13 protein-coding genes are annotated in these 16768 nt (G+C 52.9%); 5 read left to right on the forward strand and 8 right to left on the reverse strand.

Annotation, left to right across the window (positions count from 1 at the left end; translation table 11 throughout):
- Positions 1-13 precede the first annotated feature (13 nt).
- From AB182_RS29070 to rpsU, 5 genes are all read right to left on the reverse strand, one after another.
- Entirely contained in the window at positions 14-1165 is a 1152-nt protein-coding gene (locus tag AB182_RS29070; protein ID WP_047373066.1) for a capsule biosynthesis protein, read from the reverse strand.
- Between the two features lie 77 nt (positions 1166-1242).
- Complete coding sequence (locus AB182_RS29075; protein WP_047373067.1) at positions 1243-2211, reverse strand: KpsF/GutQ family sugar-phosphate isomerase; 969 nt, start codon at positions 2209-2211, stop codon at positions 1243-1245.
- A 565-nt stretch (positions 2212-2776) separates the two neighbouring features.
- A complete protein-coding gene (gene rpoD, locus AB182_RS29080) occupies positions 2777-4618 on the reverse strand; it encodes an RNA polymerase sigma factor RpoD (RefSeq protein WP_047373068.1) in 1842 nt (613 codons plus the stop codon).
- Between the two features lie 236 nt (positions 4619-4854).
- Positions 4855-6600, reverse strand: a complete 1746-nt coding sequence (dnaG, locus tag AB182_RS29085; RefSeq protein ID WP_047373069.1) for a DNA primase — start codon at positions 6598-6600, stop codon at positions 4855-4857.
- A gap of 115 nt (positions 6601-6715) precedes the next feature.
- A complete protein-coding gene (rpsU, locus tag AB182_RS29090; RefSeq protein WP_001144069.1) occupies positions 6716-6931 on the reverse strand; it encodes a 30S ribosomal protein S21 in 216 nt (71 codons plus the stop codon).
- A gap of 238 nt (positions 6932-7169) precedes the next feature.
- Here rpsU and tsaD point away from each other — a divergent pair, with 238 nt between their 5' ends.
- Positions 7170-8192, forward strand: a complete 1023-nt coding sequence (tsaD, locus tag AB182_RS29095; RefSeq protein WP_047373070.1) for a tRNA (adenosine(37)-N6)-threonylcarbamoyltransferase complex transferase subunit TsaD — start codon at positions 7170-7172, stop codon at positions 8190-8192.
- 129 nt (positions 8193-8321) lie between these two features.
- On the opposite strand, the gene plsY is transcribed toward tsaD, so the two are convergent.
- Positions 8322-8942 carry a glycerol-3-phosphate 1-O-acyltransferase PlsY gene (gene plsY / locus AB182_RS29100; RefSeq protein ID WP_047373071.1) on the reverse strand — a complete coding sequence of 207 codons (621 nt, stop codon included), beginning with the start codon at positions 8940-8942 and terminating at the stop codon, positions 8322-8324.
- A 107-nt stretch (positions 8943-9049) separates the two neighbouring features.
- Here plsY and folB point away from each other — a divergent pair, with 107 nt between their 5' ends.
- Complete coding sequence (folB, locus tag AB182_RS29105; protein WP_047373072.1) at positions 9050-9418, forward strand: bifunctional dihydroneopterin aldolase/7,8-dihydroneopterin epimerase; 369 nt, start codon at positions 9050-9052, stop codon at positions 9416-9418.
- Between the two features lie 106 nt (positions 9419-9524).
- Positions 9525-10343, forward strand: coding sequence for an undecaprenyl-diphosphate phosphatase (gene bacA, locus AB182_RS29110; protein ID WP_047373073.1), 819 nt, complete (start codon positions 9525-9527; stop codon positions 10341-10343).
- Between the two features lie 15 nt (positions 10344-10358).
- Here bacA and AB182_RS29115 read toward each other — a convergent pair whose 3' ends face one another.
- The gene (locus AB182_RS29115; RefSeq protein ID WP_047373074.1) at positions 10359-11600 is read right to left on the reverse strand and encodes a multifunctional CCA addition/repair protein; all 1242 of its coding nucleotides are present in this window, start codon (positions 11598-11600) and stop codon (positions 10359-10361) included.
- A gap of 114 nt (positions 11601-11714) precedes the next feature.
- On the reverse strand, positions 11715-12335 hold the full coding sequence (locus tag AB182_RS29120; RefSeq protein WP_047373075.1) for a TIGR04211 family SH3 domain-containing protein: 621 nt from the start codon (positions 12333-12335) through the stop codon (positions 11715-11717).
- Between the two features lie 237 nt (positions 12336-12572).
- Between AB182_RS29120 and AB182_RS29125 the strand changes: the two genes are divergently transcribed.
- Together AB182_RS29125 and glnE are read left to right on the forward strand one after the other, a co-directional pair.
- The gene (locus AB182_RS29125) at positions 12573-13874 is read left to right on the forward strand and encodes a CYTH domain-containing protein (protein WP_047373076.1); all 1302 of its coding nucleotides are present in this window, start codon (positions 12573-12575) and stop codon (positions 13872-13874) included.
- A 21-nt stretch (positions 13875-13895) separates the two neighbouring features.
- Complete coding sequence (gene glnE, locus AB182_RS29130; protein WP_120785439.1) at positions 13896-16748, forward strand: bifunctional [glutamate--ammonia ligase]-adenylyl-L-tyrosine phosphorylase/[glutamate--ammonia-ligase] adenylyltransferase; 2853 nt, start codon at positions 13896-13898, stop codon at positions 16746-16748.
- The last annotated feature ends 20 nt before the right edge of the window (positions 16749-16768 follow it).

Here is a 16768-nt window from a genome sequence, read left to right on the forward strand (position 1 = left end):
TGTGCGTCCAAAATTAGTCTTTGTGATCTTCAATCACGGCCAGCAGCAATTTGATCGTGCCGAAGAGTAGACAGCAGACTAACAACCAGCTTGCCAGCAGGTAGCCGCTCCTGGGAAAACTGGACTCTTCCGGTTGTTGTGGTGAACTGATAACCGACAACACTTTGAGTTTACGTGCCGCTTCCAGGCGTGTTTTTTCAATGGCTTTGATCGCCATTGTGTAGATTTCGGTATCGAAGGTGACGCGAGCTTTAATCTCGTCAAAGTCAGCCGCCATGCTGTTGAGTTTCTTATCGCCTGGCGCGGTGATTTTGTTCTGTTCTGCATCGATCTGCGCCTGCAGGGCTTTTACTGAATTACGAATGCTAATGACCTGGGGCGCATCTTCACGCAAATAACTCAGTAAATTACGCAGCTCGGCTTCCAGCTCAACTTTTTTACCCTGTAGCGTCATCACCAGCGATGTGGCCGCCGTTGCGGAGACCTCAGGGTCGAGGATGTTGTTCTGATTCTGATAATTCAGTAATTCCGCTTTACTTTTATCCAGGCGAACACGGGCCTGCCGTAATTCTTCCTGGGCGAAGTTCTGCTGGTCTCGGGCGATTTTATGTGAGAGCTCGTTAATAAAACGCTCTGACTCTTTGAGGACTGCTTTATTAAACCGCTGTGAGAACTCTGGTGTAAAACCCTGAGTCTGAATCGTCAGCAAACCGGTTTTGTCGTCAAATACCACAGAAATGCGATCGCGGTAGTAATTGAGGAATTGTTCCGCCGTTGTGTCTTTAGACAGATGATAAATAAAATCCAGCCCGCTATGGCTCCATGCATCGTGAAAATCGAGCTGTTTATCGAGTACTTTCAGCATATCCGCTGAGTTGATGTATTCCTTTAAATAGAGAGAGTCTTCGCCGGAGCTGGAGGTGGAGGCGCCCAGCAGCAATCCGACATTCAGGCTGGAAGCTTCGATGTCGCTGGGACGTTTTACCGCGACCTTCGATTCGCTCATATAGCGAGGCTGGCTGAAAATCACCAAATAGATGACGAGTAACGCCATCGGGGCGGCAATAACAATCCAGGCAAGGTGCTGCTGGATCCAGGCAAGGTTAAATTTGGCCGTACACGCGCGTAGCGAGGAGGCCAGTAACTTCACTTTGTGTGTAGACATGTCACTTTCAACGTTATTCCCTCCGGCAAAATCTGCTGATGGGATGACTTATTATTTCGGTATATACAGATGAGGAATTAGTCGAAAATCCTGACTAAACCAATCACATCCTGTGATCCATTGGTAATGAGTAGGGTTGAGATGCGGTGTTTGGTCATCTTTTCTTCTGCATCGATAATCATGGTGTCTTGCGGCATGGTAATCGGATTGCGGGTCATCATGTCTGCTGCGGTACCCTTGACAAAGTCTTCGCATTTTTCCATGTAACGACGCAGATCGCCGTCGGTAATGATACCTGCCAGCTTGCCATTTGCTTTGACGGCTACCATACCCTGACAACCGCTGGTCAGTTCCTGAATGATTTGACGGAAGGTTGCGTCAATATCCACAGAAGGTACATCCGATTGCATCACATCGGTCACGCGGGTCAGCAGGCGACGGCCCAGTGAACCACCCGGATGATAGCGGGCAAAATCGTCGGGTTTGAAGTGACGTTTGTGAATAAGTGCAATCGCCAGGGCATCGCCAATGGCCATCGTCAGGGTGGTGGAGGTTGTCGGCGCCAGATTATTAGGGCAGGTTTCACTGACCATATTCAACTCAAGGATGGCATCGGCGTATTTTGCCAGCGTCGAGTGTGCATTATTGGTAATGGCGATGATTTTATTGCCAAAATTTCTTAATGAAGGCACCAGCTTAAGCACTTCATCCGTTTCACCGCTGGCGGAGATCAGCATCAGCACATCGTAGGGGGTGATCATCCCTAAATCGCCGTGGAACGCTTCTGCCGGGTGAACAAAAAAGCTGGGGGTACCGGTTGAGGCGAGGGTTGCAGACATTTTACGTCCGACATGCCCGGATTTTCCCATGCCGGAGACAATCACATGGCCTTTACAGGCCACAATCAGTCTTAATGCGGCGCTGTAGGCTTCCGCATTGATGGCTTCTGCCAGATGGCGGAGTGCATCACCTTGTTCCGTCAACGTGCTGCGTACGCTGTCAATCAGCGCTTGCTCTTCAGCTTCCGTATTCAAGTCAAAATCCATTTTGTTTCCTGTTGGTAATCTCTACGTGACGGTCCAGACCACCGTTAACAGGCGCACCGTCACAGCAACCGATTTAGGACATACCACTCAGCTGCCATCCATTTTTTAGAAATGCAAATAAATACCCGTCACCGTGGCGGTGACTTTTATGAAGTACATTTGAAACTTACGAATTTGGGGACTGTTTTTATTCCCCTGCTTTTTAGCACAAGCGGCACTTATACACAACATAAACGGATTTGTTGATTTAGGATTAATCGTTTTTACTATCGTCTTTGCATGCATAATATTTTGAAATATATGGTTTTTATGACTTTTATAAAGTGAAGTGAATTTGGCGTGAATGCATTATCCAGAACGATAAAAACGTAATGAGATAATATTTTATCGATGATTTGTATTTATTTTATCAAGTAATTTTGTTTTTACATTCATATTAAAAATATATTTAGGTTGATATGGAATAGTCTGACATTGATATCTGGTTTCCTTTTTCCCATTATTAGCGGTAAAAAAAACGCCATCCCGAAGGATGGCGTCTGATTAGGCGTAAAATGCAGGCGAATTAATCGTCCAGGAAGCTACGCAGAACCTCAGAGCGACTCGGGTGGCGCAGTTTACGCAGCGCCTTCGCTTCGATCTGACGGATACGTTCGCGGGTAACGTCGAACTGTTTACCCACTTCTTCCAGCGTGTGGTCGGTGTTCATATCGATACCGAAACGCATGCGCAGGACTTTCGCTTCACGGGCGGTCAGGCCAGCCAGAACGTCGTGGGTGGCGGCACGCAGGCTCTCGGTGGTGGCAGAGTCCAGCGGCAGCTCGAGGGTGGTATCCTCGATGAAATCACCCAGATGCGAATCTTCATCATCGCCAATTGGCGTTTCCATGGAGATTGGCTCTTTAGCGATTTTCAGCACTTTACGGATTTTGTCTTCCGGCATCAGCATGCGCTCAGCCAGTTCTTCCGGCGTCGGTTCGCGGCCCATCTCTTGCAGCATCTGGCGGGAGATACGGTTGAGCTTGTTGATGGTCTCAATCATATGCACCGGAATACGGATGGTGCGCGCCTGATCCGCGATAGAGCGGGTGATTGCCTGACGGATCCACCAGGTTGCGTAGGTGGAGAACTTGTAACCGCGACGGTATTCAAACTTATCTACCGCTTTCATCAGACCGATGTTGCCTTCCTGAATCAGATCGAGGAACTGCAGACCACGGTTGGTGTATTTCTTGGCGATTGAAATAACCAGACGCAAGTTCGCTTCAACCATCTCTTTTTTCGCACGGCGCGCTTTCGCTTCACCGATAGACATACGACGGTTAATGTCTTTCACCTGCTCGATAGTCAGGCCAGTTTCTTCTTCAATCTGCTGCAGTTTTTGCAGGCCGCGCTGAACGTCCTCCGAGACCTCATGCAATTTTTCAGACCACGGCTTGTTCATCGCCAGGGCTGCATTGAACCAGGTTTCGTTGGTTTCGTTGCCAGTGAACAGCGTAATGAAGTTTTTCTTCGGCATTTTGCACTGTTCAACACACAGCTTCATGATGATGCGTTCCTGGGTGCGTACGCGGTCCATCATGATGCGCATGCTGTTTACCAGGTAATCGAACTGTTTCGGTACCAGACGGAACTGTTTGAAGACTTCGGAGAGCTTTAAGATCTCTTCCTGCGCTGCTGCGTGACTGCGGCCTTTTGCTTTAATGGTGTCACGTGTTACTTCATACTGAGTACGCAGCTCAGCAAATTTTTCACGCGCCAGCTCAGGGTCGATGCTGTTGTCATCATCGCTGCTGTCATCGCCATCTTCGTCTTCGTCTTCTTCGTCATCATCGTCCAGGTCTTCCTGAGAGAGCTCAGAACCGACGTGGGTCGCCGTAGGCGCCAGATCTTCTTCAGCGTTCGGATCGACGAAACCGGTAATCAGATCGGACAGGCGAGCCTGTTCCGCTTCGACACGATCGTATTGTTCCAGTAAATAGGTGATGGCTTCCGGGTACTCAGCAACGGAGCACTGTACCTGGTTGATGCCGTCTTCAATACGTTTGGCGATGTCGATTTCGCCTTCACGGGTTAACAGCTCAACGGTGCCCATTTCACGCATGTACATGCGCACCGGGTCGGTCGTACGACCGATTTCAGATTCCACGCTGGAAAGCACCTGCGCGGCGGCTTCGGCAGCATCTTCGTCCGCGGTGTTTTCAGCAAGCATCAGATCATCAGCATCCGGTGCTTCTTCCATCACCTGAATGCCCATGTCGTTGATCATTTGGATGATGTCTTCGATCTGATCGGAGTCGACGATATCTTCCGGCAGATGGTCATTGACCTCGGCATAGGTCAGATAGCCTTGCTCCTTACCACGGGTGACAAGAAGTTTCAGCTGTGACTGCGGGTTTTGCTCCATAAGACGGTATCCACACTTAATTCAAGAGGGTTGGTGTCGGTTAGCGAAATTAAAAACCGCCAACTTGGTCTAACGAGGGCTTACTTATATTTTTGCCGCTGCCCCTCAATGCGGCTGTCGGGTGCTTCCCGAACGATTATCGGCACTTAAGCCGTTGAATACTTTATCCTTCACGTTGTCTCTGCATTAGCTGCGTTCTCTTGCCGCTTTGATACAACCTGAATGATTTTGTCTTTTTATTTCTTCGCCAGTTCCTGGTTTAGTTGCCAGAGCTCCCGGCGTTCTTCGCTGCTTAAACCATGGGTGCGGTCACGAGCTATCAACTCTTCTTGCCGCTGTACAAGCATCGAATCAAACATATGATTGAGCGCGTCGTTGAACGTTTTTTCTGCAATGTCTTTATCTGCTATATCGTCCCACATCGCCAGTTTTTCAAGGGTTGCGGCCTCTTTTGTTCCGCGATACTGTTCCAGAAGCTGCCCTGTGGTTAATCCAGGCTGTGACAAACAAGTGTTGACCAGTTCTGTAAATAAGCCAAGTCCAGCCATTCTGGATTTATCCAGCCCCTCCAGCGGAGGCACTAACGGCGCGAGTTCCGGACTCTGGACCAGTAATCCTATCAGTATACGCATGGTTGTGCGTTTTAGCTGAGGCGCCGGCCGGGCCGTGGCATTTTCCGCCTGTTTTGGCATCAAACGATCAAGCTGCGCGTCGTCGAAGATGCCAATTTTATTGCCCAGTAACTGCCTGAGCTGGATACGTAACGTTTCACCCGGCACCTGCGAAATCAACGGCAGTGCCAGCGCGGCAAGTTGCGTTGTCCCATCCGGGGTGGTCAAGTCCGCCTGCGGCAGTAAGCTGTTAAACAAAAACGTGGAGAGCGGCATTGCCTGCTCCATCCGCGCTTCAAACGCTGCTTTGCCTTCCTTACGAACCAGCGTATCCGGGTCTTCGCCGTCCGGAAGGAACATAAAGCGTAGCTGACGCCCGTCGCTCATGTACGGCAATGCGGTTTCCAGCGCACGCCATGCGGCATCGCGGCCCGCGCGGTCGCCGTCATAACAGCAAATGACGTTTTTCGTTACCCGAAACAACAGCTGTATATGGTCTGCTGTGGTCGAGGTGCCGAGTGACGCAACGGCGTAGTTAATGCCATATTGCGCCAGCGCAACCACATCCATGTAACCTTCCACGACTAAAAGCCGCTGCGGTTCATCATTGTCCTGCTGCGCTTCATAAAGCCCGTATAACTGGCGGCCTTTATGGAAAATATCGGTCTCCGGGGAGTTGAGGTACTTGGGCGTATCATTACCCAGCACTCGGCCACCAAATCCCATTACCCGACCACGTTTGTCGCGGATAGGGAACATCACCCTTTCGCGAAAACGATCATAACTGCGTCCCTGATCGTTAGTGACCAGCATGCCCGCATCAATCAGAGATTGACGATTTTCCTGGTTTGCACCAAAACGCTTTAAAACGTTGTCCCAGCCGGGAGGGGCGTAACCAATCGCAAAACGGGCGATGACATCGCTGCTTAAACCGCGTCTTTCCAGATACTGGCGCGCCGGTTCAGCCGCAGGTTGCGTCAGGGATTGCTGATAAAACGCACTCAGACCATCCATCAACTGATAGAGACTTTGCCGCTGGTGGCGCTCTATCTGACTTGGCCCGTTGCCTGCTTCATAGGGCACTTCCAGGTTATGCATGGCGGCCAGTTCTTCGACGGTTTCCACGAACTCGAGTTTGTCGTAGTTCATGAGAAAGTCGATCGCGTTGCCGTGCGCCCCACAGCCGAAGCAGTGATAAAACTGTTTTTCACCGTTTACGGTGAAGGAAGGACTTTTTTCGTTATGGAATGGACAGCATGCGTGCCAGTTCTTGCCCTGCTTTTTCAGTTTCACCCGCGCATCGATCAGATCGATGATATCGGTGCGAGCCAGCAGATCATTGATAAAAACACGTGGGATTCGTCCAGCCATATGCCCCATTCATTTTTAGCAATTCATAAACGAAAATAAGCCGCGCATTCCTTTCGGAAGCACGGCCTTACAACTACAACTCGGTCTGAAATTGAGAGCTAAACTCTCAAAAAACTTAGTACAGACGAGTGCGGCGTGCGTTTTCGCGAGCCAGTTTCTTCGCGTGACGTTTCACAGCAGAAGCTTTAGCGCGCTTACGTTCGGTAGTCGGTTTTTCATAGAACTCACGACGACGAACTTCCGCCAGAACACCTGCTTTTTCGCAGGAACGCTTGAAGCGACGCAGTGCTACGTCGAACGGCTCGTTTTCACGTACTTTAATTACCGGCATGTGCCTCTCACCTTTGATAAATTCGGTTTGCCGCTGGCGTCAACGCCAGCTTATTTCAAAATGGTGCGGAATTTTACTTCAACAGTTGCTGCTTTGTAAAGCACCGCTGCCTTTTTTGAAAGGGACTTTTGTAAGGGTGGGGAGTATACACGAAGTCCTTCAAGGGGGTGAGTAAAGTTTACAACAAGGGGCATTGATCCTACACTGCGCGGCATTGAAGCGAGGTAAAAAAACAGCCATGCGTGTACTGGGAATTGAAACATCCTGCGATGAAACCGGCATCGCTATTTATGACGATAAGAACGGCCTGTTAGCCAACCAGTTGTATAGTCAGGTAAAACTGCATGCCGACTATGGCGGCGTCGTACCTGAACTGGCCTCCCGCGATCATGTACGTAAAACCGTACCGTTGATTCAGGCGGCGCTGAAAGAGGCGGGGCTGATGGCAAAAGATATCGATGCGGTTGCCTATACCGCCGGTCCTGGTCTTGTTGGCGCGCTGCTGGTTGGCGCAACGGTCGGCCGGGCGCTGGCATTTGCCTGGGATGTTCCGGCTATTCCGGTTCACCATATGGAAGGCCACCTGCTGGCGCCGATGCTGGAAGATAATCCGCCGCAATACCCGTTTGTGGCGCTGCTGGTCTCCGGCGGCCACACTCAACTGATTAGCGTGACGGGGATTGGCGAGTACCAGTTGCTCGGCGAATCTATTGATGACGCCGCCGGCGAGGCGTTTGATAAAACGGCCAAATTGCTCGGTCTTGATTACCCTGGCGGCCCTATGTTATCGAAACTGGCGTCACAGGGTACGGAAGGGCGTTTCGTTTTCCCGCGTCCTATGACGGACAGACCCGGTCTTGATTTCAGCTTCTCTGGTCTGAAAACCTTCGCGGCAAATACCATTCGTGAAAATGAGCCGGATGAGCAAACGCGTGCCGATATCGCGCGTGCCTTTGAAGACGCCGTGGTTGATACGCTGATGATCAAATGTAAACGTGCGCTGGACCAAACCGGATTTACCCGTCTGGTCATGGCGGGAGGCGTTAGCGCAAACCGTACGCTTCGCGCAAAACTGGCTGAAATGATGAAAAAGCGCCGTGGCGAAGTGTTCTATGCACGTCCGGAATTTTGTACCGATAATGGCGCAATGATTGCCTACGCCGGGATGGTGCGCCTGAAAGCCGGCGGCGTTGCCGGACTTGGCGTGACTGTGCGCCCACGCTGGCCGTTGGCGGAACTTCCCGCCGCGCAGCAGGCGTAATCAATGAAGGGCAGCGTGATGTTGCCCTTTTTTAATGTTTATTCAAGGTATTACGGTATTAGATGCACTGCCCTTTCAGGTAGAAAACCGTCCGGAAGATATCCGATCATTGCCAGTGGCATGGCTAACTTACTCTGACTTATCGGTCTCTTTTTTCTTTTTCAGTTTGTGCCAGATTTTTGTCTCCTGACGACGCCACAACCGCTGAATATTGTCGTGGTGACGTATCAGGATCAGGCAGGAGAGCATGGCGACCGGAAAGGTAAACTGGGGTTTAAACCACCAGACATAGAATGGCGCAATCAGGGCGCTGACAATCGCGCCTAACGAAGAGTAGCCGCTAAGCAGGACGGTCAGTAGCCAGGTTCCCGCCATCACGCCGGTTAAGTCCCAGCCAATAGGCGCAATCGCGCCGAAGGCGGTAGCAACGCCCTTGCCACCCTGGAAATGGAAAAAAACAGGCCAGATATGCCCAAGGCAGGCGGCGATAGCAATAAGCCCTAGCCAGAAGGGGGTAATGCCAAGCGCATAGGCTCCCCAGACCGGCAGCATGCCTTTTAGCACATCAAAAATCAGTACCGTTACGGCTGCTCCTTTGCCGCCAATTCGTAATACGTTGGTCGCCCCTGGGTTGCCCGAACCACTCTCACGTGGGTCAGGCAGACCAGCGATGCGGCAGACCAGAATGGCGCTGGATATTGAGCCGCAAAGATACGCGAGGATGATCATTCCAGGCGCGATTGCACTCATAACGCTGTTCCATTGTGAAAATGTCGTTTTATTATCTGCATCAGTGGATAATACGCATAAATTATGGAAAGTGGTATCCAGGTTAGCCAAAAAGCAGGTGGGGCGTGATGGACATTGTATTTATAGAGCAACTTTCGGTAATCACCACCATCGGTGTGTATGACTGGGAGCAGACGATTGAACAAAAGCTGGTGTTCGATATCGAAATGGCATGGGATAACCGTCAGGCAGCGAAGAGTGACGATGTGAATGATTGTCTGAGCTATGCGGACATTGCAGAGACCGTCATTGCGCACGTCGAAGGAAGTCGTTTTGCCCTGGTAGAACGTGTCGCCGAAGAGGTTGCAGAGTTACTGCTGGCTCGTTTTAACTCTCCGTGGGTGCGTATCAAATTGTGTAAACCAGGCGCCGTCGCCCGGGCTGCCAATGTTGGCGTAATCATTGAGCGTGGCAATAATCTGAAAAAAATTATTTAAATTCATAATTGTTAAACCAAGCGCTAGTCTTCTGGTCATACATCATGGCCATACGCGGCTTCCCCAGTGGTAAGCCGTTTTTTATGTCTGTTTAGGGGTTTATTTGATGAGCGATATGCACTCGCTGCTGGTGGCAGCAATATTGGGTGTTGTCGAAGGACTGACGGAGTTTTTACCGGTTTCCAGTACAGGCCACATGATTCTTGTGGGGCACTTGCTGGGTTTTGAGGGAGAAACCGCAAAAACCTTTGAAGTAGTGATTCAGTTAGGATCGATTTTGGCTGTGGTGGTGATGTTCTGGCGTCGCCTGTTTGGCTTGATTGGTATTCACTTTGGCCGTCCCCCGCATGAAGGCACAGGCACGGGTCGCCTGACACTCATTCATATCCTGCTGGGCATGTTGCCTGCCGTTGTTCTGGGGCTGGTTTTTCACGACGCTATTAAATCTCTCTTTACCCCCATTAACGTGATGTATGCGCTGGTGGTGGGCGGGGTGCTGCTGATAGCGGCTGAATGCCTCAAACCGAAAGTGCCGCGCGCAGAAGGGGTGGACGATATCACCTTGCGTCAGGCATTTATGATTGGCTGCTTCCAGTGCCTGGCGCTCTGGCCGGGGTTCTCCCGTTCTGGCGCGACAATTTCAGGCGGTATGCTCATGGGCGTAAGCCGTTATGCGGCTTCGGAGTTCTCGTTCCTGTTGGCGGTGCCAATGATGATGGGAGCCACAGTACTGGATTTGTATAAGAGCCTGAAATTTTTGACCGTGGGCGACATCCCGATGTTTGCCGTCGGCTTTGTGATGGCTTTTATCGTCGCCCTTATTGCGATCAAAACCTTCCTGGAATTGATCAAGCGTATCTCGTTTATCCCTTTCGCGATCTATCGCTTTATCGTCGCCGCCGCGGTTTACTTCATCTTTATCTAGCGTATACCTTCGCCCTCAGTCTTTTGGCTGAGGGCAGCGTTGTGCTTTCCAGTCGGCCACGGCCTGAATGCGACGACGGGTTAACTCTTCTCGCACTTCAATGCCTTTGAAACCTGCCTCAACGACCGCTTTGCTGGAGACCGCTTTTGCGATGCTCCAGGCCTCACGCAGTAAGCGTCCCTGCGGATAATCGCACGCCTCAAACCCCGCGCGTCCGCGAACGTCGGCCTCGCTGGTCAGGGCGATTTGCTCAACCCGCTGTGGTTTGCGCCAGGCGTCAATCGAATCGAACAATTTTATAATGGTCTTTGGTTGCAGGATCGGGAAGGTATGGATCAGGTCATGGAATTCTGCCACCAGCCTTGCCAAATCGCGGATATCATTCGGAACGCGCAAACGCTGACAGACGCCCTCGACCAGCCTGACGCCCGCCGGACCATGCCCGTGATGGCGTGGCCACAATTCTGGCGGCGTCAACCCTTTGCCCAGATCGTGGCACAGGGTCGCAAAACGCACATCAACCTCAGGGCTGAGCATGGCGGCCATGGTCACGGTCATCAGGGTATGGAGCCCGGTATCTATTTCAGGATGCCATTTTGCCGGCGCGGGCACACCAAACAGCGCGTCCACTTCCGGGAATAATACTTTTAGCGCCCCGCAGTCACGCAACACCTGGAAAAAGACCTGCGGATTACGGGTCTTGAGGGCGTTCTCCGTCTCTTTCCAGACGCGTTCCGGGGTAAGATGCGTCAGCTCACCGGCGGCGGTCATCTCGCGCATGAGCGCCATGGTTTCGTCGGCAATGCGAAAACTTAAATGCGCATAGCGGGCGGCAAAACGCGCCACGCGCAGAACGCGCAACGGATCTTCGGCAAATGCGGGGGAAACATGGCGCAGCAAACGGTGGTGCAGATCGCTCTGACCGCCGTAGGGATCGATAATGTTGCCATCATCATCTTGCGCCAGCGCATTGACGGTCAGGTCGCGGCGCAGCAGATCTTGCTCAAGCGTCACATCCGGCGCGGCATAGCAGGAAAATCCGGTATAACCGAAACCGGATTTTCGTTCGGTGCGGGCAAGCGCGTACTCTTCGTGACTTTGTGGATGGAGAAACACGGGAAAATCGCGGCCTACCTGCTGGTAACCCGCGTCAAGCATCTCTGCTGGCGTGGCGCCAACCACCACCCAATCTTTGTCTTTGACCGACAGGCCCAGCAACGCATCGCGAACTGCACCACCGACCAGATAACTCTTCACGCCGCCTGACTCCTCACATCTGTGACTTTGCATAAACCTGACTTATCGGAATCAAGACAGGTTCTATTTTTGCCGACAGATAATACGTAAGTGTAGAGAAGATGGCTAATCAGCTTAGTTCATCCAGCGATCTTTGCTTTTACGACGCGGGATTAAATGCGGCAGTACCAGACCGAGGAACAGTCCCGCACCCAATACGCCACCGCCATACATAAACCACTGCATAATGATGGTGCGCTGTTTGTCGTCGAGCTGGAGGTTAGCGGCATTCACTTTCTTCTGCGCCACGATCAGCTCGTTTTTAAGCTTCTGGTTTTCTTCTTTCAGGCTGTTAATGACCCCATCGCTACCGGCCACTTTTTGCTGCATATCTGCCGTGCGCTGGTTCCAGGTATTATCGATATTGTTGAGCTTATCGGTGAGGGTTTTCACCTGATTTTCAAGTTCTGGCACGCGTGTGCGCAGGCTGGGCTGAGTATTGAGCTCTTTTAGCGGGATCCAGGCCGTACGGCCACTGCTGTCGCGAACCTGAGCGTAGTTAGACGCTTCATTGGTTTGCAGCAGTTCCACTTCCTCGCCGGCGTTTACGGTACCCACGAGGCGATAGTTATCTCCCGGGCCACTGCGAACCCAGGTGTTCAATTCATCAGAGACGTAACGTTTTTCTTCGGCGTGAGCCAATGTGGAAACGCTAAGCGCAAATAAGGTTATTCCAATCAGGCGTAATTTAAGCATCAGGCGTCGTTATTATCTTTAAGCGTGAATAAAAACAGTGCCAACAGTCTGACGATAGCTGGCAGGCGGCATCAATCGGAATCATCCGGGTCGAACAAAGCGCATAAGTGAACTTTTACACCCATCAGATCGCGCATTGCATGGCAATCTGACACAAAATACTATCTACTGACAAACATCGGGCGCGTTAGTTCGCCGAAATTTTCACTGATGTGACATAACCATAAGTGCAAAGCCATGGCTCAGGAAATCGAATTAAAATTTTCCGTACATCCCGACAGCGTTGAAACGCTCCGTAACCATCTTCATTCGCTCACCGACGATCGCGTAGCGCCCACTCAGTTACTCAACATCTATTACGAAACGGCGGATAACTGGCTGCGTCGTCATGATATGGGCCTGCGTATACGCGGCTTTGATGGTCAGTACGAAATGACGATGAAAATCGCCGGACGCGTGGTCGGCGGGTTACATCAACGCCCTGAATATAATATTGCGCTGGATAAACCGGAGTTGGACCTGGCTCGCTTCCCGCAGGAAGTCTGGCCCGACGGCGTGCTGCCAGAAGATCTTCAGACGCAGGCACAGCCGCTATTCAGTACCGATTTCTACCGGGAGAAATGGCTGGTTAATGCCGGGGAAAGCCGTATTGAGATTGGGCTGGACCTGGGCGATGTTAAAGCCGGCGAGCTGGCTGAGCCGATCTGTGAGCTTGAGCTTGAGCTGCTCAGCGGCGACCCGGCGGATATCCTCAAACTGGCCCGTCAGCTCGTGACGCTTTCAGGGCTGCGCCAGGGAAGCCTGAGTAAGGCGGCGCGCGGCTATCATCTGGCGCAAGGGAATGCCGAACGTCATCGTCGCCCGACGCCGATACTCAACGTTCAAGCGAAAGCCACCACGGAGCAGGCTTTTACCGCCGCGCTGGAGCTGGGGCTTTCGCAATGGCAGTACCATGAGGAACTGTGGGTTCGCGGCGATAACCGGGCAAAAGCAGATGTCCAGTCTGCGATAACGCTCATTCGTCATACTCTCATGTTGTTCGGCGGCATCGTGCCGCGCAAAGCGAGTGCTCGCCTGCGCGATTTGCTGACCCAGGCGGAAGCGACGCTGACATCAGATGTCTCTGCAGCGACGGCCGCATGGAGCGCAGAGGCGGCAACGGCGAAACTGCTGCTGACAGAATGGCTGGTTTCCCAGGGCTGGCGCACCTTCCTGGATGACAAAGCGCAGGCGAAATTTGCCGACTCTTTCAAGCGTTTTGCCGATACCCATTTGTCCCGCTGTGCCGCTGAACTCAAAAGTACGTTCGCGCATCCGCTGGGCGACAGTTATCGCGATCAGTTGCCGCGTCTGGCACGAGAAATAGACAGTGTGCTGTTACTTGCCGGCTATTACGACGCGGTACAGGCCAATGCCTGGCTGGAAAACTGGCAAGGATTGCTCCACGCCATTGAGACGCGCCAGCGTATTGAGATCGAACATTTCCGTAACGAAGCAATCTGTCAGCAGCCCTTCTGGCTGCACAGTGGACAACGCTAACCCGGTCAAGGATACCCATCGATGATGCCGCACTCTTCTCAGCTCCAGCTGCACTGGCAAACTGTACAGGCCCGCTTGCCTGAGTCGTTCAGCGAAACACCGCTTAGTGAACAAGCTCAGTTAGTGCTTACTTTCAGCGATTTCGTGCAGGATAGCCTTGCCGCGCATCCTGACTGGCTGGCCAAGCTGGAAAGTGCGCCGCCGCAGGCGGACGAGTGGAAGCAGTATGCGCAAACGCTTCGCGAATCGCTGCAGAGCGTGGCAGATGAGGCATCATTAATGCGTGCGCTGCGTCTGTTCCGGCGTCAAATGATGGTGCGCATTGCCTGGGCGCAGTCGCTGGCGCTGGTGGCCGAAGAGGAGACGTTGCAGCAATTAAGCGTACTGGCGGAGACCCTGATCGTCGCTGCACGTGACTGGCTCTATGATGCCTGCTGCCGCGAGTGGGGAACGCCGTGCAATCAGCAGGGGGAACCGCAGCCGTTGCTGATCCTCGGCATGGGCAAGCTGGGCGGCGGGGAGCTTAACTTTTCATCCGATATCGATCTGATTTTCGCCTGGCCGGAAAACGGCTCAACGCGCGGCGGGCGACGCGAGCTCGATAACGCCCAGTTCTTTACTCGTCTGGGACAGCGCCTGATCAAAGTGCTCGACCAGCCGACGCAGGATGGCTTTGTCTATCGCGTGGACATGCGCTTGCGCCCGTTTGGCGACAGCGGCCCGCTGGTACTGAGTTTTGCCGCGCTGGAAGATTATTATCAGGAGCAGGGGCGCGACTGGGAACGTTATGCGATGGTGAAAGCGCGCATTATGGGCGATAAGGACGATGCGTACGCCGGTGAATTGCGGGCGATGCTGCGGCCGTTCGTTTTCCGTCGCTATATCGATTTCAGCGTTATTCAGTCTCTGCGCAATATGAAAGGGATGATTGCCCGTGAAGTGCGTCGCCGTGGCCTGAAAGATAATATCAAGCTGGGGGCGGGCGGTATCCGTGAGATTGAATTTATCGTTCAGGTGTTCCAGTTAATACGCGGCGGGCGTGAGCCCTCGCTGCAGTCCCGCTCACTGTTACCGACGCTGGAGGCTATCGATAAGCTGGGCTTGTTGCCGACAGGCGACGCACCGGCGCTGCGCCAGGCCTATTTGTATCTGCGCCGCCTGGAAAACCTGTTGCAAAGCATTAATGACGAGCAAACGCAGACGCTACCGTCAGATGAACTCAATCGGGCGCGTCTGGCCTGGGGAATGCGTGTGCCCGACTGGGAAACGCTGACCGCTGAGCTGGAAAAACAAATGTCCGCCGTACGAGGCATATTCAACACCCTGATTGGCGATGATGAAGCCGAAGAGCAGGGGGATGCGCTCTCGGGGCAATGGGGGGAGTTGTGGCAGGATGCGTTCCAGGAAGATGACAGCACGCCCGTACTGGCGCATCTTTCTGACGATGATCGCCGCCGTGTGGTGGCGATGATTGCTGATTTTCGCAAAGAGATGGATAAGCGCACCATTGGCCCGCGCGGTCGCCAGGTGCTCGATCACCTGATGCCGCATCTGTTGAGCGATGTATGCTCTCGCGAGGACGCCCCTGTGCCGCTGTCACGCTTGACGCCGCTGTTAACGGGAATTGTCACGCGCACGACGTACCTCGAACTGCTCAGCGAATATCCCGGTGCACGTAAGCATCTGATTTCACTTTGTGCCGCTTCGCCAATGGTGGCGAGCAAGCTGGCGCGCTATCCGCTATTGCTGGATGAGTTGCTCGACCCGAATACGCTTTATCAGCCCACGGCGATGAATGCCTACCGGGATGAACTACGTCAGTATCTGCTGCGTGTGCCGGATGATGATGAAGAGCAGCAACTGGAGGCGTTACGCCAGTTTAAACAGGCGCAATTGTTGCGTGTGGCGGCAGCAGACCTCGCTGGCACACTCCCCGTGATGAAAGTGAGCGATCACTTAACCTGGCTTGCCGAAGCCATCATCGAAGCCGTGGTGCAGCAGGCGTGGAACCTGATGGTTTCGCGTTACGGGCAACCGAAACACTTACGCGATCGTGAAGGTCGTGGGTTTGCGGTGGTTGGTTACGGCAAACTGGGCGGCTGGGAACTGGGGTATAGCTCCGATCTGGATCTGATTTTCCTTCATGACTGTCCGGTAGATGTGATGACGGATGGCGAGCGCGAAATCGATGGCCGTCAGTTTTACCTGCGCCTTGCCCAGCGCGTGATGCATCTGTTCAGTACGCGCACTTCGTCCGGCATTCTGTATGAAGTGGATGCACGCTTGCGCCCGTCCGGCGCGGCAGGAATGCTGGTAACGTCAACCGAATCCTTTGCCGATTATCAGCGCACTGAGGCCTGGACGTGGGAACACCAGGCGCTGGTACGCGCCCGCGTGGTCTATGGCGATCCGCAATTAAACGCGCAATTTGATGCCATCCGTCGCGATATCACCATGACCGTGCGTGACGGCGCGACGTTACAAACCGAGGTGCGCGAGATGCGCGAAAAAATGCGCGCCCACTTGAGCAATAAGCACAAAGATCGCTTTGATATCAAAGCCGATGAGGGCGGTATCACTGATATCGAATTTATCACCCAGTATCTGGTGCTGCGTTATGCCCATACAAAACCGAAACTGACGCGCTGGTCGGACAATGTCCGCATTCTGGAAGGCCTGGCGCAAAACGGCATTATGGAAGAGCAGGAAGCGCAGGCGCTTACCGCCGCCTATACAACATTGCGTGATGAACTGCACCACCTGGCGTTGCAGGAATTGCCGGGTCATGTACCGGATGCATGTTTTGTCGCTGAGCGCGCGATGGTGCGAGCCTGCTGGAACAAGTGGTTGGTGGAGCCGTGCGAGGACGCGTAAGTGTGCTATTATCGCGCGCA

Source organism: Phytobacter ursingii, assembly GCF_001022135.1.
Lineage (GTDB): Bacteria > Pseudomonadota > Gammaproteobacteria > Enterobacterales > Enterobacteriaceae > Phytobacter > Phytobacter ursingii.